The organism is Pseudomonas sp. BIGb0164 (assembly GCF_024810135.1).
GTDB lineage: Bacteria > Pseudomonadota > Gammaproteobacteria > Pseudomonadales > Pseudomonadaceae > Aquipseudomonas.
In genome coordinates this window covers 35067-53221 of sequence record NZ_JANUEA010000010.1, presented here as the reverse complement: position 1 = coordinate 53221, position 18155 = coordinate 35067, and the positions used below count along the sequence as shown (strand labels likewise).

At 63.0% G+C, this 18155-nt stretch carries 21 protein-coding genes; 10 read left to right on the top strand and 11 right to left on the bottom strand.

What is annotated here, in order from left to right; translation table 11 throughout:
- Positions 1 to 37: 37 nt before the first annotated feature.
- Positions 38 to 1099: a HoxN/HupN/NixA family nickel/cobalt transporter gene (locus M2394_RS24145; RefSeq protein WP_259174832.1), complete on the bottom strand. Its 1062-nt coding sequence runs from the start codon at positions 1097 to 1099 to the stop codon at positions 38 to 40.
- Positions 1100 to 1241: 142 nt separating this feature from the next.
- On the opposite strand from M2394_RS24145, the gene M2394_RS24140 reads away from it, so the two are divergent.
- Positions 1242 to 1790, top strand: a complete 549-nt coding sequence (locus M2394_RS24140; RefSeq protein ID WP_259174831.1) for a DUF924 family protein — start codon at positions 1242 to 1244, stop codon at positions 1788 to 1790.
- On the opposite strand, the gene M2394_RS24135 is transcribed toward M2394_RS24140, so the two are convergent.
- Entirely contained in the window at positions 1787 to 3226 is a 1440-nt protein-coding gene (locus M2394_RS24135) for a lipase family protein (protein WP_259174830.1), read from the bottom strand. The two genes, M2394_RS24140 and M2394_RS24135, sit on opposite strands and share 4 nt — an antisense overlap.
- 189 nt (positions 3227 to 3415) lie before the next feature.
- Between M2394_RS24135 and yfcF the strand changes: the two genes are divergently transcribed.
- Positions 3416 to 4048 carry a glutathione transferase gene (gene yfcF, locus M2394_RS24130; RefSeq protein ID WP_259174829.1) on the top strand — a complete coding sequence of 211 codons (633 nt, stop codon included), beginning with the start codon at positions 3416 to 3418 and terminating at the stop codon, positions 4046 to 4048.
- A 3-nt stretch (positions 4049 to 4051) separates the two neighbouring features.
- Here the strand turns inward: yfcF and M2394_RS24125 are convergent, their stop codons facing one another.
- Positions 4052 to 4297, bottom strand: coding sequence for a hypothetical protein (locus tag M2394_RS24125; protein WP_178922215.1), 246 nt, complete (start codon positions 4295 to 4297; stop codon positions 4052 to 4054).
- Positions 4298 to 4440: 143 nt separating this feature from the next.
- Between M2394_RS24125 and M2394_RS24120 the strand changes: the two genes are divergently transcribed.
- The gene (locus tag M2394_RS24120; protein ID WP_178922214.1) at positions 4441 to 5085 is read left to right on the top strand and encodes an ATPase; all 645 of its coding nucleotides are present in this window, start codon (positions 4441 to 4443) and stop codon (positions 5083 to 5085) included.
- A gap of 35 nt (positions 5086 to 5120) precedes the next feature.
- Positions 5121 to 5462 carry a hypothetical protein gene (locus M2394_RS24115; protein WP_178922213.1) on the top strand — a complete coding sequence of 114 codons (342 nt, stop codon included), beginning with the start codon at positions 5121 to 5123 and terminating at the stop codon, positions 5460 to 5462.
- A 118-nt stretch (positions 5463 to 5580) separates the two neighbouring features.
- Here M2394_RS24115 and M2394_RS24110 read toward each other — a convergent pair whose 3' ends face one another.
- Positions 5581 to 6327 carry a creatininase family protein gene (locus tag M2394_RS24110; protein WP_178922212.1) on the bottom strand — a complete coding sequence of 249 codons (747 nt, stop codon included), beginning with the start codon at positions 6325 to 6327 and terminating at the stop codon, positions 5581 to 5583.
- A gap of 41 nt (positions 6328 to 6368) precedes the next feature.
- Positions 6369 to 7097 (bottom strand): murein L,D-transpeptidase catalytic domain family protein, encoded by a 729-nt coding sequence (locus M2394_RS24105; protein ID WP_178922210.1) that lies wholly within the window; start codon positions 7095 to 7097, stop codon positions 6369 to 6371.
- Between the two features lie 40 nt (positions 7098 to 7137).
- Here M2394_RS24105 and M2394_RS24100 point away from each other — a divergent pair, with 40 nt between their 5' ends.
- Positions 7138 to 8718, top strand: a complete 1581-nt coding sequence (locus M2394_RS24100; protein ID WP_178922208.1) for a murein L,D-transpeptidase — start codon at positions 7138 to 7140, stop codon at positions 8716 to 8718.
- A gap of 116 nt (positions 8719 to 8834) precedes the next feature.
- Here M2394_RS24100 and M2394_RS24095 read toward each other — a convergent pair whose 3' ends face one another.
- The gene (locus M2394_RS24095) at positions 8835 to 9866 is read right to left on the bottom strand and encodes an alginate lyase family protein (RefSeq protein WP_259174828.1); all 1032 of its coding nucleotides are present in this window, start codon (positions 9864 to 9866) and stop codon (positions 8835 to 8837) included.
- A 109-nt stretch (positions 9867 to 9975) separates the two neighbouring features.
- Here M2394_RS24095 and dapF point away from each other — a divergent pair, with 109 nt between their 5' ends.
- A complete protein-coding gene (gene dapF / locus M2394_RS24090) occupies positions 9976 to 10779 on the top strand; it encodes a diaminopimelate epimerase (protein ID WP_259174827.1) in 804 nt (267 codons plus the stop codon).
- On the opposite strand, the gene M2394_RS24085 is transcribed toward dapF, so the two are convergent.
- The gene (locus M2394_RS24085) at positions 10776 to 11909 is read right to left on the bottom strand and encodes a PAS domain-containing sensor histidine kinase (protein WP_259174826.1); all 1134 of its coding nucleotides are present in this window, start codon (positions 11907 to 11909) and stop codon (positions 10776 to 10778) included. The two genes, dapF and M2394_RS24085, sit on opposite strands and share 4 nt — an antisense overlap.
- Positions 11899 to 12714: an alpha/beta fold hydrolase gene (locus M2394_RS24080; protein WP_259174825.1), complete on the bottom strand. Its 816-nt coding sequence runs from the start codon at positions 12712 to 12714 to the stop codon at positions 11899 to 11901. The genes M2394_RS24085 and M2394_RS24080 overlap by 11 nt, the downstream gene beginning before the upstream one ends.
- Before the next feature lie 127 nt (positions 12715 to 12841).
- Between M2394_RS24080 and M2394_RS24075 the strand changes: the two genes are divergently transcribed.
- The gene (locus tag M2394_RS24075; RefSeq protein WP_259174824.1) at positions 12842 to 14065 is read left to right on the top strand and encodes a YgcG family protein; all 1224 of its coding nucleotides are present in this window, start codon (positions 12842 to 12844) and stop codon (positions 14063 to 14065) included.
- A 75-nt stretch (positions 14066 to 14140) separates the two neighbouring features.
- Entirely contained in the window at positions 14141 to 15349 is a 1209-nt protein-coding gene (locus M2394_RS24070) for a YgcG family protein (RefSeq protein ID WP_259174823.1), read from the top strand.
- Positions 15350 to 15480: 131 nt separating this feature from the next.
- Here the strand turns inward: M2394_RS24070 and M2394_RS24065 are convergent, their stop codons facing one another.
- A complete protein-coding gene (locus tag M2394_RS24065) occupies positions 15481 to 16158 on the bottom strand; it encodes a class I SAM-dependent methyltransferase (protein WP_178922196.1) in 678 nt (225 codons plus the stop codon).
- Positions 16159 to 16280: 122 nt separating this feature from the next.
- Here M2394_RS24065 and M2394_RS24060 point away from each other — a divergent pair, with 122 nt between their 5' ends.
- Together M2394_RS24060 and M2394_RS24055 are read left to right on the top strand one after the other, a co-directional pair.
- Positions 16281 to 16826 (top strand): hypothetical protein, encoded by a 546-nt coding sequence (locus tag M2394_RS24060; protein WP_178922194.1) that lies wholly within the window; start codon positions 16281 to 16283, stop codon positions 16824 to 16826.
- Between the two features lie 56 nt (positions 16827 to 16882).
- Positions 16883 to 17353, top strand: coding sequence for a GNAT family N-acetyltransferase (locus M2394_RS24055; RefSeq protein WP_259175040.1), 471 nt, complete (start codon positions 16883 to 16885; stop codon positions 17351 to 17353).
- On the opposite strand, the gene M2394_RS24050 is transcribed toward M2394_RS24055, so the two are convergent.
- Both M2394_RS24050 and M2394_RS24045 read right to left on the bottom strand, forming a co-directional pair.
- Complete coding sequence (locus tag M2394_RS24050) at positions 17340 to 17765, bottom strand: GNAT family N-acetyltransferase (protein ID WP_259174822.1); 426 nt, start codon at positions 17763 to 17765, stop codon at positions 17340 to 17342. The two genes, M2394_RS24055 and M2394_RS24050, sit on opposite strands and share 14 nt — an antisense overlap.
- Positions 17766 to 17782: 17 nt before the next feature.
- Positions 17783 to 18046: a hypothetical protein gene (locus M2394_RS24045; RefSeq protein ID WP_259174821.1), complete on the bottom strand. Its 264-nt coding sequence runs from the start codon at positions 18044 to 18046 to the stop codon at positions 17783 to 17785.
- Between the last annotated feature and the right edge of the window lie 109 nt (positions 18047 to 18155).

The following is an 18155-nucleotide window of genomic DNA, read 5'->3' as shown; positions in this document are numbered from 1 at the left end:
CGGGCTTGCCCCGCGCAGCGTCATTCCAGGCACCGCATCACAAAGGGTGACGGGTCTCAAGCTGGTCATACCGCTTGAGCCGATACAGCAACACCGATGCCCCCCAGCTCACCACAAAAATCCCGATGATGATGTACCCAAGCAGCCCGAAGCTGTCATTCAGGCTGCCGATAAACGCCCAGAAGCCACCCTTGAGTTCCAACTGGTCCGAGATCAGCCCCAGCGCCTCGATGCTGCCGATGACCACGGCCACCACCACCGACACCAGGGTAATGCTCATGTTGTAGTAAATCTTGCGGATCGGCTTCATGTACGCCCAGCCATAAGCCCCCAGCATCAGGTGCCCGTCCAGGGTGTCCACCAGGGACATGCCGGCGCTGAACAGCAGCGGGAACACCATGATCGACCACGGCGACAACCCTTGCGCCGCCTGCGTGGCGGAGATGCCCAGCAAGGCGATTTCGGTGGCGGTGTCAAACCCCAGGCCAAACAGGAACCCCAGCGGGTAAAGGTGCCAGCTGCGGCTGATCAGGCGGAACAACGGGCGAAAGATCCGCGCCATGAACCCCCGGTCGGCCAGCAGCAGGTTGAAGTCATCCTCTACGTACGCGCCACCCTGGCGCACATGGCGCCAGGCCTGGTAGATCGAGCGCAGGATCACCAGGTTCATCAGCGCGATCACCAGCAAAAACAGCGCCGAGACCGAGGTGCCGATCACACCACCCACGGCCTTGAACGCTTCGAAATGATCCTTGAGGGTCGCCGCCGTAAAGGCCACGGCGATAGACGCCAGCACCACCACCGAAGAATGCCCCAGGGAGAAAAAGAACCCTACCGCCACCGGGCGTTTTTGCTCTTGCATCAGCTTGCGGGTGGCGTTGTCGATGGCGGCGATGTGGTCGGCGTCTACCGCGTGGCGCAGGCCGAAGCTGTAGGCGAGCAGGGCGGTGCCTAACAACACCGGGTGCGCATGAAACGCCACCAGTGCCCAGAGCCAGGCGCCTACGTTGAGGGCGATCAGCACGCCGTAGATGCCGAATAATTTGCCACGGACCTGGCTGTTCGAATCACTGAAAACCTGGGCAAGACGGTGGATCATCAGGTAAACCCTATCAAGGCAATGGCGCGACCGCTCCGACGCAGGAACGGCTCCGGGTGCTGAAATGCTTCAGGCACCGGGGAACGTTAATGGATTCGGCACGCGCCTATGATGAAATCTGCGGTTGAACAGGGGATTGAGGATGAACACGAACGGACAGTCTGCCCAAGCGGTGCTGGAATTCTGGACACAGGCGGGGCCCAAGCGCTGGTTTGCCAAGGATGAGGCGTTTGACGCGACGTTTCGCGACACCTTCTACACCACCCACGTGCAAGCGGCGCGGCGTGAACTGGAAGGCTGGCTGGAGACGGCGCAGGGCGCACTGGCGTTGCTGATCCTGCTGGACCAGTACCCGCGCAATGCGTTTCGCGGCACGGCGCACATGTTTGCCACCGACCCGTTGGCCCGCCTGTACGCACGGCGGATGGTGGACGCCGGCCTGGATCAACAGGTCGAGCCGTCGCTGCGCGCGTTCTGTTATTTGCCGTTCGAACACTCCGAAGACAAGGCCGACCAGCAACGTTCGGTCGCCCTCAACCAGCACCTGGACGCCAACACCTTCCACTGGGCCAAGGAGCACGCCGACATCATCGAGCGGTTCGGGCGGTTTCCCCATCGCAATGACGTGCTGGCCAGGCCCACCACCGAGGAGGAGCGTGTGTTTCTCGACGCCGGTGGTTTCGCGGGTTAAGCCTCGACAGGCACCTGGATTTCCTTGGCGCCGGCGGGACGAAAGCGCCGCAGGCCCTTGAGGTCGACGGCCCAGCGCAGGGCCTCGGTGGCCGAAGGGCGCGGGCCGTGGCTGATCGCGTTGGCCTGGGTAGTGAGGTTGGCAAGATACCCCTTGGCGCCACCGCGCTCGCTCCAGTAGTGGGTGTGGCTGAGCCAGGAGCGGGCGAGCCAGCCTTTCCATTTGCCCACGGTCACCGGCAGGTCCAGCACACCGGCGCCCATCACCGGGCTCACCGGGCCGCTGACAATGTCGCCGAACAAGCCCAAAGGCGCCGGGAAGTAGAGGTTGGTCCAGCGCGTCACCGCAAAGGCCGCTGCGTGGTGCAGGTACTGCGGGGTGAACGGCTTTTGCCCGAGCATCACCGCCTGGCGCGCGTTGTAGCCGTAGCCCTTAGTGTCTTCAGTGGGCGGGCAGGCGGGGGCTTCGCGGCGCTCCATACGCTGCTTGAAATCACTCACGCTGCGGCCGAGCAACAGGCTGGCGTGGGCCATCGGGCTGCCGACCGTGACCAGGTCGGTGATGCGCCAGGGGTTGCCCAGGCTGCGCTGTTCGATGAACGCCTGGGCCTGCTGTTCGCGAAACCTGAAGAGGCTGCCCAGGCTGCCATCCAATGCGGTGCCAGCGGCGTGCAGGGTGTCGTTGATCACCGGTTGCAGCGGTTCGTTGTCGGCGTATCGCTCGGCCAACTCGCGGTTGCTGGGGATCACCTTGGTCAGTTGGTCGTGATGTTCATGCCACAGGTAGCCGACGATGTCGTAGGCAATCACGCTGCCCAGGCTGTGGCCGACCACGATGATGCGGTCGTAGTCGCCCTTGTTGTGCAAGGCGCGCAACAACGCTACGCCGTCGGCGCGGATCTGTTCGCGCACCACCACGTTCTGCGGGTTGGGGCTGAGGTAGCGGGCGGCGTCGCCCAGGTATGACAGCGCCGAATAGCGCAGGCCCAGGCCGATGGCGCCCATCAGCAGCGGAACCAGGGCGAAAGGGTTGTCGTGGTGTTCGAACTTGCCCCAGGCGGTGGCCAGGGTGCCGGTGGCCACCAGCAACAGGAACAGCATCACCGTCCAGCGCGTGGTGCGCCAGATCGGCACGATGGCGTCGGGAATGTCGCGGCGTGGGCGTTTGAAGATGTCCCACAGCCAGCCCAGCAGGTGCCCGACCTTGGTGCCCTGCATCTTGTGGGCCCAGTAATACTCGTAGAAGTCCGTGGTGGTGCGGCCCGATGACTTCAATACACGCAGGTCGAAGTTGCGTGACAGTCGGTCCGGCTTGCTCCAGTAGAAGGGCGTGCCGTCGGGCGTGTCGGCGGGGATCATCGCTTCCACGAAGCCGCGCAAGGTGTCCATCGGGCGCTGTTCGCCGATGCCGTGGATGACCACAACCGCTTGTTTCATGTGCTGATCATTCCTTGAAAACTCATTCCTTGAGCACCACGAGAGGAGAGGCGAATCGCCACAGTGGCCGATAGCCATAATATTGCCATTAACGCCGCTATTCCCGCCAGGAATGCCCCCATAAAAACCCTGCATTGTCATTCTAGTCGCCGATCTCGTAGCGTGGGCTTTCAACCAAGGAGTTCCGCCATGAGCCAAGCCCCGCTGCGCCTGTACGTTGATGCCCAATTCACCAGCCCCTACGCGATGTCGGTGTTTGTCACCCTGCTGGAAAAAGGCCTGGCGTTTGAAACGGTGACCCTGGACCTGGACGCCGCGCAGAACCAGGCGGCGGATTTTGCCCAGCTGTCCCTGACCCAGCGCGTGCCAACCCTTGAGGACGGCAACTTTGCGCTGTCGGAGTCGTCGGCGATCTGCGAATACTTGGAAGAGGCCTATCCCGACGTGCCGGTCTACCCGACTGACCTGCACCTGCGGGCGAGGGCGCGCCAGGTGCAGGCGTGGTTGCGCAGCGACTTGCTGCCGATTCGCCAGGAGCGCTCGACGCTGGTGGTGTTCTACGGGCAGACGATGCCACCGCTGTCACCCGTGGCCCAAGTCGCTGCCCGCAAGTTGATAGCGGCGGCGCAGGCGCTGCTGGCGGGTAACGCCGAGTACCTGTTCGGCGAGTGGTCGATTGCCGACGTGGACCTGGCGGTGATGCTCAATCGGCTGATCCTCAACGGTGACCCGGTGCCGGCCGAACTGGTGGACTACGCGCACCGCCAGTGGCAGCGACCCTCTGTGCAGGCCTGGGTCAACCTGCAGCGACCCGCACTGTAGCGGTTATAGCCATTCCTGGGCCACGCGGCGGTCCAGGTCTTCCCAGTCGGCCATGCCCAATACCCGCATGGTGTTCAAGCCACGCAGGTAACCGCGCAGTTGCTGGGCACTGGCGAAGGCCTGGTCGGCGTCGGCGGTTTCGTCCTGCAGCACGCTTTCATACTCGACCAGGTAATCGGCGACCCGCTCACGAAACTCCGGCAAGACGGCTTCGCGGATGCGGTCGAAGGTTTTCTGGTGGGGCTTCATGGCGGGTCCTTATCGTTATAGTGAGGTCGGGCTACGCGACACTATCGGTTCAAATGATAGTCACCATCAAGGATCGCAAGTTCTGTTTTTGTGCCATTAGTGGACAATTGCCCCATCGAGACGCCGCTCAAGGAGATCGCGCGATGAGGACTTTTATCCAACTGGGTTTGATGATGCTGATGGTGAGCGCCGTGGTGCTGACCAACCCGGCGATTGCCGATGATCTGCGTACAGGCCATTTGCTACCGATCGACGGTAGCGTAGACTCCCTGCAACGCGCGCAGTCGGTGGGTGTGTTGTACACCGAAAACACCCTCGACAACCTCAGCTACCTTGAGCGTTACCACACCATGGCCTTGAACGGCGCCAAGGATGCCCTCGATGGGCGCATCCGCCAGGCGTTCGTCAACAGCTCCGACCCGGAACTGGCCATTGATTGGTTGATGAGCTCGCTGCAGGGCACTTTTCTCTCGGTGACTGTCTATAGCAGCCTCGACGAACTGGTGCAGGCTCATCCCGATGTGGTGGTGATGCTCGATACCCATAACCAACTGTTGACCCAGCGTAACGATCAGGTCGAGGCGCGTTTTGTTGCGCGGTTCTATGACGCGAACCTGCAATACATCGCCAAGGCCGAAGGTTCGGTGCGCAAACAGGTGCCGTCGGTGTGGGTGCATGACAAGGCGGCGCCCGAGATTGCCGCCCAGATCGAGCAGCAGCGTGACGTTCAGCTCGATGCCTTGAAACAGTTTGATGCGTCGCTTAAAGCCCTGGTCCGCGCCGGCTGATGCGACTGACCCTTTTTATCTATTCAGGATGCTCTATGCGCTCTTTTTTCGTCCCGGCCATGGCCTCTGCTTCACTGTTGCTGGCCGGTTGTGTGTCTGCCCCGAATGCACCGACGCTGACCCTGCAGTCGGCCAAGACCACCGAAGGTTATCTGCAGTGCGTGCTGCCCAAGCTTGAGAAACATGGCATCACCTCCACCGTGACCCAGAATTCGCGCCACGCCAAAGTGGTGCTCACCAGCAAGATCGCGGCGGATGACGTGCTGGAAGCCTACAAGTCCCAGGACGGCACCAAGGTGTTCCTGTACGAGCGCAAGCCGCTGGCGTCGACCATCACGCCGTCGCGCCTGGAGCAGGTCGCACAAGACTGCAAATAACTCACAATCCCCTGTGGGAGCGGGCTTGCTCGCGAAAGCGGTATGTCAGATAGAAAATCACTGACTGATACACCGCCTTCGCGAGCAAGCCCGCTCCCACATTTGGGGATGTGCAAGGCTAGGGTTTGGCTTCGTTGCTGAAGTTGTTAACCGTTTTGATCAGCCCTTGAGCAGCCAACGCCACCAACTCACCGCCTTTATCCACCGTCGCCAACGCCGGGTCCGAGCCCATGCGCCCGTCGGGGAAGCGTGCGCGAAAGTCCAGCGCTTCGCGAATCGGCCCGGTGTTGGCGATTTGCGGTGAATACTCGGCGGTCTTGATCGACTCCGGGTAGGCCCATTGCGTCACCGCGATTTCCGACGGGGTGGCATGGCTGCCGTGACCCACCGGGAACTGGCGCTGGGCCAGGTCGTTGACGCCTTCCAGGTCCCACCAGTTCACCAGCTTGAGCGCGAAACCGGCCGGGCGGCGGGCGAAACTCGCTTCGGCGTACAGCTCGGAAAACGCTGCTTCGATCGTGGCGATATTGCCGCCGTGGCCGTTCAGAAACAGAATCTTCTCGAAACCATGCCCGGCCAGCGAACGCACCCAGTCGCCAATCGCGGCGATAAAGGTGGAAGGGCGCAGGGAAATGGTGCCGGGGAAACCCAGGTGGTGCTGGGCCATGCCGATGTTGAAGGTCGGCGCGATCAGAATATCGGCGCTGTTCTGCGCCTCATGGGCGATGATTTCCGGGCACATCCAGTCGGTGCCCAGCAGGCCGGTGGGGCCGTGTTGCTCGTTGGACCCGATGGGCACCACCACCGTGCGGCTGCGTTCCAGAAACTGCCCGATCTCGATCCAGGTGGATTTATGTAGAAGCATTCGACGCTCTCTTTTTTCTGTCTTTTATATAGGGAGACAGGCTATCCGCCACGGATTGTACGACTACTCGCCACCTGTTGGGGCTTGCAGTTCAGATAGGTCGAAGACTTCAGCCAGCGCTGGTCCGGGTACCACGAAAACATGAATTGCCCATCCTTGAGCTTGTCTACCACCTGGCGGGCCACCTGCGGGCGCACGGCCGGGCAACCCTGGCTGCGGCCGATGCGGCCTTCGCGCTTGCTCCAGGCCGGGTTGACGTAGTCGGCGGCGTGAATCACCAGGGCGCGGTCGCGGGCCTGGTCATTGAAGCCCGGTTCCAGGCCGTCCATGCGCAACGAGTAGCCATGGGTGCCCAGGTAACTTTCCTGGGTGCGGAACAAGCCCAGGCTGGATTGGTGGCTGCCTTCGCGGTTGGAGAACTGGGTGGCGAAGTTTTCCCCGGATTTGGCACCGTGGGCCACCAGGTCACGCAGTACCAGGGTCTTCTTGCGCAGGTCGAAGATCCACAGCCGACGGGCGGTCGAGGGCTGGGAGTAGTCAATGACGGCGAGTCGCTCGGAGCGTTCCTCGCCGTTATTGACCGCACATTGCACTGCGCTCAGGGCGCTTTTAAGCACCGTGGGATTGAGTTCTGGAGCCGAGCGCGCGAGGCTGCTATACAAGGTAGGAGGGTTGCCATTGGCGGCGAGCGCAGAATTGCTCAATACAGCCAGGCTCATGGAAATCAGACCCAGGGTGATCGGGCCTAACCGGTACATAAAAGTCAGCATCTGCAGTACATCCCCCCGCTGCGGATTGGAGTGAAGCCAAGTGTTCAAAAAACACGCATGTTACTTGAGCATTTGCCTGCTCGTTGCACCACTGGTCGCGACAGCTGACGAGGTGCCATTGGCCCCTGTGCCCGTGCTGTCGGTGAGCCCGGTGCAACAGGCACTCGCCCAGTTGCCCAGCGTTTGCCCCGACCTTGCCCCGCACATCGACCCGGCCGCCCAACTGCGCCTGCAAGCGTTCTACCAGCAGCAGGGCGATGCGCCGTTGTGGACCGAGGCCGAGCGCCGCCAAGCGTTGCACGCTCAGTTGCTGATGCTGGCGGATGACGGCCTGGACCCATCCCACTATAGCCTGCCCACGGCGGATGCCACGGCCAACGTGCTGTGCACGGATATCGGCACCAGCCAGCAGTACCTGCAAGCCCTGCAGGACTTGCATTACGGGCGTCTTCAGCAATCGCGTTTCGAGCCGTTGTGGCATTCCCAACCGCCTGCCCGCGACGCCAACACCGAAGTGCTCGCCTTCGCCGCCACCGGCCTGCAAGACATGGCCCAAGCCTTCGACCAGGCGCGCCCCAGTGCCGATCTTTACCGCAGCCTGCGCAATGCCTATTCCGCCGTGCGCCAGCAACCATTGCCGCACTGGGACCCGGTGGCCACCGGCCCGTTACTGCGCCCCGGTATGGAAGACCCCCGCGTGCCGGAATTGGCGCGGCGGCTGATCAGTGGCGGCTACCTGGCCAAGGCACCGAGCGGCAAGCAATACCGTGATGACCTGGTCAAGGCGGTCAAGGCGTTCCAGCTCAGCCACTCGTTGCAAGCTGATGGCGTGATTGGTGCCGGCACCGTGGCCGAACTCAACATCAGCCCGGCGATCCGCCGCGACCAACTGCGCATCAACCTCGAACGTTTCCGCTGGCTGGCCCAGGACCTGGAGCCCGAAGGGGTGGTGGTCAACGTCGCCGCAGCGCAACTGAGCGTCTATCAGAGCGGCATTCCCGTGTGGCAAACGCGCCTGCAAGTCGGCCGCGCCGAACGCCAGACGCCGCTGCTCAAGTCGCGCATCACCCGGCTGACCCTCAACCCCACCTGGACCATTCCGCCGACCATCATGCGCGAGGACAAACTCCCGGCCATCCGCCTCAACCCCGAATACCTGCGCCAGCAAAACCTGCAGGTGCTCGACGCCCAAGGCCACCCACTGATGCCGGACCAGGTGGACTGGTCCCGGCCCGGCAACATCCTCCTGCGCCAGGACGCCGGCCCGCGCAACCCGCTGGGCAAGATCGTGATGCGCTTTCCCAACCCGTACTCGGTGTACCTGCATGACACGCCCAGCCAGCCGCTGTTTACCAAAGGCCCACGGGCGTTCAGTTCAGGCTGTGTGCGGGTCGAGCAACCGCTGCTGCTGCGTGACCTGCTGGTGAGCCCGGCCGAACGTACGCGCACCGATGAACTGCTGGCCACCGGCCTGACCCACGAGTTCCGGCTGGCCACGCCGGTGCCGGTGTTGCTGGGGTACTGGACGGTGGAGGTCAATCGCGACGGCGGGCTGGTCTACGCGCCCGACATCTATGGACGCGACCCCGTGCTGATCAAGGCCATGGGCACCGTGCTCTAACCCATCTCCCTAACGCGGTTTGTAGTGAGCGGGCTTGCCCCGCGCGGCGGTGTGTCAGGTACGTCATGTGTATCTGACACACCGCCGCGCGGGGCAAGCCCGCTCACTACAACAGGTTATTTCAAATAGCAGGTGTTGATCCAATCGACGGGGTGGTCTGCCAAGTGTTTGGCCACCGGCAGATAACGCGGGTCCAGCTGCGCCGCCAGCCAGAACAGCGTGGCGCTGCTCTTGGGCTGCCAGGTACCGGCGTAGCCGACTTCACCGACCTTGGCGCGGGCTGTGTCGAATGGCACGTGGGTGTGCACGAATTCCTCGTGGCTGCGTTGCCCGGTGGCATAGGGCACCAGCCAATCCAGGGCGGCGCCCAGTGATGCGCCGTTGGCGTTGAGGGTGAGCCAGTCGCCGCCGATGCCGTAGGGCTTGGCCGCCAGCGCAGCTTGCACAAGGGGTTCCAGGTCGTAGACCACGTAATGCAAGGCGTCGCGGTCCTGGAAGTCGGTCACCGAACCGTCAGGCAGCACGTTATCGGCAATCTGCTGCTTGAACAGTTGATGGGCCTGCTCAAGCATCGCCCGGTCGCCCAGCGCGGCGGCGGCCACGGTCACCAATTTGACGCGATGGCTCTGCCAGTTGTTGGTCTGGGTACCTTTTTTCTGCCCGTGAAACTGCTGGATATGCGCGATGTAGCCGTTGCCCAGGCGGCTGATCAACTGGCGGGCGGCGTCGCGGGTCTGCGGGCGCAGGTGATCGGCCGTCAGCGCGTAGGCATGGATCAGCATGTCGAGGTTGGTTTCGTCGATCGGGTTAAAGTCCGGCTGGTACACCTCGGCCCAGGCCGCGAGGTAGTCGTCGACTTGCTGGAGGTATCGCGCATCACCGCTCAAACGCCAGGCCAGGGCCGCCTGGCGCAGGATCGGCCAATCCTTTTCCGCTGCAATGCTCTGCTCACGAATCCCTTGATGGGGCAGGGTGCCTTCGGTGTGCAGGTGGACCAGCGGATGGGGCTGGTCGCCCAGATGGCGTTCGGCGGCGGCCAGCAAGGCCTTGTTCGTCGGGTTGGCGGCGGGCTGGCACAGGTCAGCGGCCAGGGCCGCATTGGAAAACGCAGCCAGCACAGCAGCCAGGGCAAAGGCGATTTTGTTCATGAAGAGCTCGGCAGGATTGGCACCAAAATACGCTAGCACGCGACCGAATCCGCCGGGATGAAACTGCCGTATGCTTAGGCTCCCGTTCAGCTCGCCCACAGGAGCGCCCATGACCTTGCCGTTTGTGAAGATGCACGCCCATGGCGACGACTTCATCATTATCGACCGCCGTGGCCTGCACGACCCCATCACCGCGCAGGTCGCACGCACGCTCGGCGACCGCCACACCGGCATCGGATTCAACCAGCTGGCCGTAGTGCTCGACTGTGACGACGCCGCCGCGCGCATCAAGTTCTGGAACCCCAACGGCACGCCCCTGGCGACCTGCGGCAGCGCCACCCGTGGCGTGGCCGACCGCTTGATGCACGAAGCCGGCACCGACACCATCGTATTGCGTACCGACCGCGGCCTGCTGACCTGCGAGCGTGCCAGCGGGCAGCGCGTCTCGGTGGACATGGGCCAGCCTTCCCTGGACTGGGCGGCCGTCCCCCTGGCCGAAGCGCTGGACACCCGTCTGCTGCCCATCGACGGCGACCCGGCCGCGTGCAGCATGGGCAACCCGCACCTCACGTTTTTCGTGGAGGACATTCACGCGGTCGACGTCGCGGCACGCGGCCCAGCGTTGGAAGTTCACCCGCTGTTCCCGGCCAAGACCAACGTGCATTTCGTGCAGGTACTCGACCGAGGTCGCATCCGCCTGCGCATCTGGGAACGTGGCGGCGGCGTGCCGCTGGGCTCGGGGTCGTGCTGCTGCGGGGCGGTGGTCAACGGCATCCGGCGTGGGTTGCTGGACGATCGCGTCGAGGTGCAGTGCGACGGTGGCAGCGTCACCGTGCAATGGGACGGGCAGGGCGGCGTGATATTGACCGGCCGCGTGGAGCCGATCATGCAGGGCACTGCCTGCGGTTTCTAGAACGTCACGGTAAAGGTGGTGCCCTGGGTGGCGCAGGAGCTTACGGCCACGTCGCCACCGTGCACCCTGGCCAGTTCGCGCACGATGTACAGGCCAAGGCCCACGCTGCGCACATCACTGCCTTGGTCGGTGCCTCGGGTCATGGGTTCGAACAGCCCGGCCAGCAACGTTTGCGGGATGGCCGCGCCGTGGTTGTGCACCGACACTTCGCAGCCGCTGTCGCCCAGGCGTGAGGTGATGGTGATCGGCTGCAGCAGGTCGCCATATGCCACGCTGTTGGCCACCAGGTTACCGATGATCTGTTGCACGCGGTCGGCATCCAGGCAGGCGTCGCCGTTGCCTTCGGTGGTGTGCTCCAGCGTGGCCTTGGGGAAGGCCACGCGCAGTTCGTCCACGGCGCGATGAATCACCGCATGCAAATCCAGTGGCGCGGCCTTGATGGTGATGCCGTGGCCGACCCGGGCCTGGGTGAAGTCCAGCAGGTCGGCGATCATGCGTTGCGCACGCTCGGAGGACTGGGCGATATGCCCCAGCAACTGGCGCTCCTTGGCGGTACGCTCGCCCCGATTGAGAAAGTCTGACGCCATGCGAATGGCCGTCAGCGGGTTTTTCAGATCATGGCTGACGATTGCGACCATTTGCTCGGCAAACAAGGCACGACGCTGGGCAATGGCATACGCCTCGCTCAACTCGGCCTGGGCATTTTTGAGGGCCAATTCGGTGGCGGTTTTTTCCTGCAGCAGCGCCTCGGCCAGGTTGCGCGCGTTGAGCAACTCGCGCTCGTACTTGTCGCGGTCGGTGGTGCCGAACAGTGCCAGGTCATGCACCACGCCGCCTGCCTGTTCGCGCTTGAGGCCATTGAGCAGCACGGTCACCTTGTGCCCGTCACGGTGCAGCATGTCGAGCTTCACTTCGGTGACGCTGCCGCGCATGCGCAGCATGGGCGCCAGGTGGGTCTGGTGGAAGATCCGCCCGCCCATGGTCAGCAGGTCCTGGAAGCGCCGGCCGCACAGCTCGGCGGCGCTGAACCCCAGCCAGTCGCTGAAGCGGGCGTTGGCCTGCAGGATCGTGCCGTCTTCGGCCGTGACGGCCAGGGCACAGGCGGCGCTGTCGAACAGGTCAGCCGGCATCGGCGACCGCCCATGGCGCCAGGAACGCCTCCATGGCCGCCGCACATGCCTGCGGCGCGCTCATGTGCGGGCAATGACCGACGTTATCGACCAGGCAATAGGTGCTGTTGGGCAACACGCTGTGCAGGTATTCGCCCACGGCGACCGGGGCGATCAGGTCATCGCTCGATTGCAGGATCAGCACCGGGGTGGTGAGGCCGGCCACGTCCTGGCGGTTATCCGACAGGAAAGTGACCCGCGCAAATTGCTTGGCGATCTCCGGTTCGGTGCGGCAGAAACTGTCGGTCAGTTCCTCGCTCAGCGCCGGTTGCCCGGGTGCCCCCATGATGACCGGCGCCATGGTGCTGGACCAACCGAGGTAATTGCTGTCGAGGGTGTCGAGCAGGTCGTCGATGTCGCTGCGCGTGAAGCCGCCGATATAACCGACGTCATCGATATAGCGCGGGGAAGGCCCGATCATCACATGGGCGGCGATACGCCCGGGCACCTGGCGGTCGGCGAGGGTGCCGATCATCGCGCTGACCGAATGGCTGACCAGAATCACCGGGCCGACGGCAAAGGCGTCGATCAGCTCGTTCAGGTCACGGGCATAGCCGTCCAACGTGCTGTATTTGGCCTTGTCGAACGCACTCAGGTCCGAGAGCCCGGCGCCGACCAGGTCATACGTGACCACCCGGAAGCGCTCGAAGAATTGCGGTGCCAGGTCGTTCCACATCGCCTGGTTGCAGCCGAAACCATGGGAAAACACCAGGGTCGAGGTGCCGTGGCCCATCACACTGACGTTGTTGCGGTGGTGTAGGTCCATGGGCTTCCCGGTTATGGCGTTTTGCTAGTGTGTTGGGAGTTTAGATAGTCAGGCGCGCGGGGTCACGCGTTATAGCGCCGATAGGATAAAGTCGACGCCTTCAGGAAGAAACTTCAGGTAATAAAGCATGAGGCGGTGGTTGTACCTATCTATTTTGAGCCTGCTGGCGCTAATGACCACAGGCTTGTTCCATGTCGCCCTGGCCGACACTTCGCCTATCGGCGTCGCGCTCGACCAGCGGGTGATCGACCTCACTCACACCCTCGACACCCGTGTCGTCACCCGTCTCACCGACCAACTCGATGCCCTTGAGCAGAGCAACGGTGCGCAAGTGGCAGTTTTAATGGTGCCCACCACCGAGGGTACGAGTATCGAAGACTATGCCAACCGACTCTTCCGCGCCTGGAAACTGGGACGCAAGGAATTTAACGACGGCATTTTGCTGGTGGTCGCCAAGGACGACCGCAACGTGCGCATCGAAGTGGGCTACGGGTTGGAAAACACCGTCACTGACGTGCTGGCCAAGCGCATCATCGAGGAGCGCATCACACCGGCGTTTCGTCAGGGCGACTACGCGGGGGGGATTACCGATGGCGTGAATGCCCTGGTGTCGCTGGTGGAAGATGCCGGCTCGTTCAAATTGGTTGAGCAAGCGTCGCCGCTGGGCGTCACTGCTGTGTTGCTGGCGTTTGTGATCGGAGCAGCGGGCGGTGTGCTGGTGGTGAGCCGCAGGCTGCGCATGCGTTACGCCGTGATGGCCACGCTGGTGCTGACGCTGCTGGTAGGGGGTTTAACCCTGTATCAGGACTGGCCGTTGTACCCCGTGGTGTTTGCATCGAACATGCTTGTAAGTGCCGTGTTATTCGCCGCGTTGTGGCAGTTTCCCAGGCTGCTCTACGGCGCGTCAGCGTTACTGGTTTACATCGTGAGTCTGCTCGTGGTGAACCAATACAACCCGTTCGACTGGTTAGATATTCTGGTGAGCACAGCCGTTTTGCTGGGAGGGGGATGGATACTATCGGTGTTCATGAAGATCGCCTGGGACAAGAGCCGAATAGGTTTTTTCGTACGATTGTGTTTGACGGTGGGGGTATATGTTGCGGCGGTATTGGAGGCTGGCGCAGGCCTCGACAGTTGGTTCTCGGCGGTGCGTACTGCTGCGATTGCAGCGCTGTTCATCTTCGGCCTGAGTCCCAGTGATTTCACCTCGGGCCGTGGATCTCGTCGTGTGCGCTTCAGGTCCCGCGGCAGTGCCTCCAGCGGCGGCTCTTCCAGCAGTGGTTCTTCCGGTGGCGGCGGGTCGGGCCGAGGCGGCTCCAGTGGCGGTGGCGGGGCTTCCGGCAGTTGGTAATGGAGGCGGGCGTACGTGTTGTACATCGATAGGGTAAAGTCGGCGCCTTCAGGAAGAAACTTCAGGTAACAAAACATGATGGCGACTGTGCGGCAATCGATCGTGAGCCTGGTGGCAATGCTGTTCATCGGCCTGTTGAGCACCGCCCAGGCGCAGAGTTCGCCTATTGGCGTTGCCCTCGATCAGCGGGTGATCGACCTTACAAACACCCTCGACGCGGGTACGACCACCCGTCTCAAAGACCAGCTCGCTGCCCTTGAACAACGCAAAGGCGCGCAAGTCGCGGTATTGCTGGTGCCCACCACGGGGGGCGCAAGCATCGAGGACTATGCCAACCAGCTGTTTCGCGCTTGGAAACTGGGGCGCAAAGACGTCAACGACGGCATCCTGCTGGTGGTGGCCAAGGAAGACCACAAGGTGCGCATCGAAGTGGGTTACGGCCTGGAAGGCACCGTGACTGACCTGCTGGCCCACCGCATCATCGAAGAACACATCACCCCGGCGTTTCGCCAGGGCGACTTTGCGGGCGGCGTGCAGCAGGCAGTCAATGATTTGACCCTGCTGGTGGACGGCGGTGATCTGCCGGCGCCGGCTGCACGAGAGGTTAACCCTCAGTTCATTGCGCTACTGCTGGCGTTTATCGCCGGGGCCATTGGCGGTGTGCTGATGGCGGCCGGGAAGCTGCATTGGCGCCGTGCGTTGATTGCCAGCGTGGCGGCCACGGTGTTGCTGGCGATTTACGGCGGTGGCCCTGACTGGCCGATGTACTTGCTGGTGTTGCCGTTGACCCTGCTGATCGGCGGCGCCACCTTCGGCGCATTGTGGATGGCGCGCGCGGTGTTTTACAGCGTGGTCGCGGTGCTGGCGTATATCGTCGGGCTGCTGGTAGCGGACCACTTCGTCGCGGTGGACTTCGTGCGCTGGCTGGCGATGCCACTGGGCGGCGCCTTGGTGCTGGGGTTGTATGTGGGGCTGTTTTTTGTCATCCGCGAATCCTGGAGAAAGAGCCCGCGCTTTTTCATCGTACGGGTGCTGGCGGTGGCGGCGGTGTACGTGGCGGTGGGGATGCTGCTGGGGCACGGTTACCAGGACTGGCTTGTGGCGATACCCGCTGCCTCGATCGTGGCGTTCATCGTGTTTGTGCAGAGCATTTCCGAGGGCGGTTCGGGGTCGGGCGGCGGCTCATCGGGCTCGAGTTCCGGCGGTTCCAGCTCAAGCTCCAGCGGCAGTTCCTCCGGGGGCGGCGGCTCCAGCGGCGGCGGCGGTGCCTCCGGCAGCTGGTAAACGATTCCTCGCTTGTAGTGAGCGAGCTTGCCTCGCGCTGAGGCCGCCGTAGTTCTCCCTGGAAAACGCGGCGCCCGGACTGGGGCGATGCGTTCCGTCAGGTAAGGCGCAGCGCGGGGCAAGCCCGCTCACTACAGGGGTCTATGGGCGATCCAACCCTTGAAGCTGAAGCCGGCGTAGAACAGCTCCACGCCTTCGAACCCGGCCTCAACCAGCAAGGCCGCATCCGCCTCGGGCGATAACACTGGCAGCTTCTCACTGATGGCCGCAATCGCCCGCTCGGCATCCGCCGCAGGCACACCCGAATCCACCGCAAACGCGGCATAACGCTTCAACCACCGGGCTTTCTCTTCTGGCGCCTGGGGGAAACTGTGGTGCGCCACAATCAACGGCGCCCCCGGCCGCAAGCGTTGCCACAGCGCCTTGAGGGTCTGCAGGCGCTCCTCGGCCGGGATGAAGTGCAAGGTCAGCAGGCACGTGGCCCCATCGAACGGGCCCGCTGGCGCCGTGTCGATGTACCCTTCATGCAACTGCGCGCGCTCCAGCAAGGGCCCCAACGTCGCTTGCGCCAGCTTCAACATCTCTGCCGAGGGGTCTACCCCCACAAAGCGCCACCCCGGTTCGGCCTCGGCAAACCGCTTCAATTCCAACCCGCCGCCAGCACCCAGCACCAGCACATTGCCTGTGGTCGGCACGCTTTCGCGTAGCAGCAGGGTGGTCATGCGTTGCAGGCCTTCAAAGCCCGGCACCAGGCGTACAGGGCCTTCGGCGTAACGGGCGACGGCGTCGGGGTCGGAAAAAAAGCTCATGGCGGGCTCCTGCGCGGTGGACGAGGCGACAACCCTACTGCGGCAAACCAGCAGTGGCAATTGCCTCAAGGAATCAGGGATCATGTCGATATGATCTCATCGCTCACAAGGACCGTCACCCGATGAAACTGCTGAAACTCGCCGCCGTTTTGACCCTGCCACTGCTCGGCGCCTGTTCCTCGGACTACCACTACAAGGATTACCAAGGCGATTGGGCCCCGGAAAAACTGCACCCCGTCGACCTCTCCAACAACGCCCCCGACGCCGCACTGGTGTACTTCGACACCTGGCGCGAGCGCGAGCTGGGCATTCCGTTCCACCGCCTGGTGCTGGCCCTGGAAGTGGACGGCGTCAAACTGCCCGGCGCCGGGCGCACGTCGATCCTCAACGTCACCGGCGAGCAGGCGCTGAAACTCAGCCCCGGCAAGCACTCGCTGCGCTGGTGTAACGTGTCGATGAATGCCCTGGGCACCGGCGGCGCGTTCTGCAACAACGGCGCCGACGACGTCGACTTCAAACCCGGCCAGCGTTACGTGGTGACCTTCCGCCTGACCGCCAGCACCAAGGGCGTGGGCCCGAACTACAGCACCGAATACCGTACCTATTCGAGCATCCGCAACCTGGACACCCAGGAAGTCATCTTCCCGGTGCCGGGGCAGCAGGGTTGAGCGCCGTGATCCGCCAGGCCGCCCCCCGGGACGCCCTGTGCATCGGCGTGCTGGGCATGCAGGTGTTCCTCGACACCTACGCCACCGAAGGCATTCGCTGCGCGATTGCCAAGGAGGCGCTGCACGCCTTTGCCCCCGAGTCCATCGCCCAACTGATCGATCAGCCCGGCACATTGTTGCTGGTGGCAGAAGTGAACAACCACTTGGTAGGTTTCGCCCAGCTCACACTCAACACCCGCCACTCGATGATCGAGGCCGATGACGTTGCCGAGTTGCAGCGGCTGTACATCCAGGAGCGCTTCACCGGGCAGGGCATTGGCCAACAGTTGCTCGACGCGGCGGAACAGCAGGCGGCTGCAGGCGGCGCTTCGCTGCTGTGGGCGACGGTGTGGGTGGGGAATGAACGGGCGCTGGGTTTTTACCCACGGCGCGGGTATGTGGAGCTGGGTTCGCCTACCTATACCTTTCAAGGGGAAACTCACGAGAACCGTCTGTTTGGCAAAGCCCTGAGTGCTACAACGGCTTAGACAGAAACACCCGACAACTACCCTGCGGCTCACAAGGAATCTCGCCAAACCGCACCCAGCCGTGCTTCTCGTAAAACCCCGGCGCCTGGAAACTCAGGGTATACAACACCGCATGGCGGCAACCCCGGCGCCGGGCTTCGTCTTCAAACGCCTGCAGCAATTGGCTGCCCAGGCCTGAGCCGCGCAAGGATTCGGGCAGGTGGAACAGGTCGAGAAACGCCGTGCCCAAGGTGGTCTTGCCGGTGATGCCGCCGAGTATTTGCTGGGTGACGGGGTCTTTGATCAGTACCGCCAATGGCCGACGGTCGTTGTAACCCGTGATGCCCTCATTGAACGCGGCGAGACCGTTGCCAAGAACCTGTTCGGCGTCGGGGGAAGGGTGGTCGCTTAGTTCAAAGAGGGGGGCTGTCATCAAGGGGCTCGCTGGTTTTAGGCTTGCTGCCATCCACCCATAGTATCGGCCTTGATTTCGAAGTCTATCGCCTCGCGATACGGATTACCGAAGTTGGCGTATTGACCCTTGCCGGCAGCCTGGGTGGGCTGCCAGCTCTGTGTCTCGGGATCGAAGAATTCGGCGTCATCCCCGGCGGATTCATCCAGTGGATTGTGCTTGGGTTTGTCGTCATCGATTTTGCTCTGAGGCGCCGAGTAGGCCATCGACACGTACGGGTTGAAACCATTGATTGAAGACATGACTACACCTCTCTGAAGGTAGGAAACAAAACCCGTCAGCAGTGGGCTGGCGGGTCGTGTTGTGCAGGCTACAGAGCGTAGAAAAGCCGCTCAATGAAGGCTTTTTGGG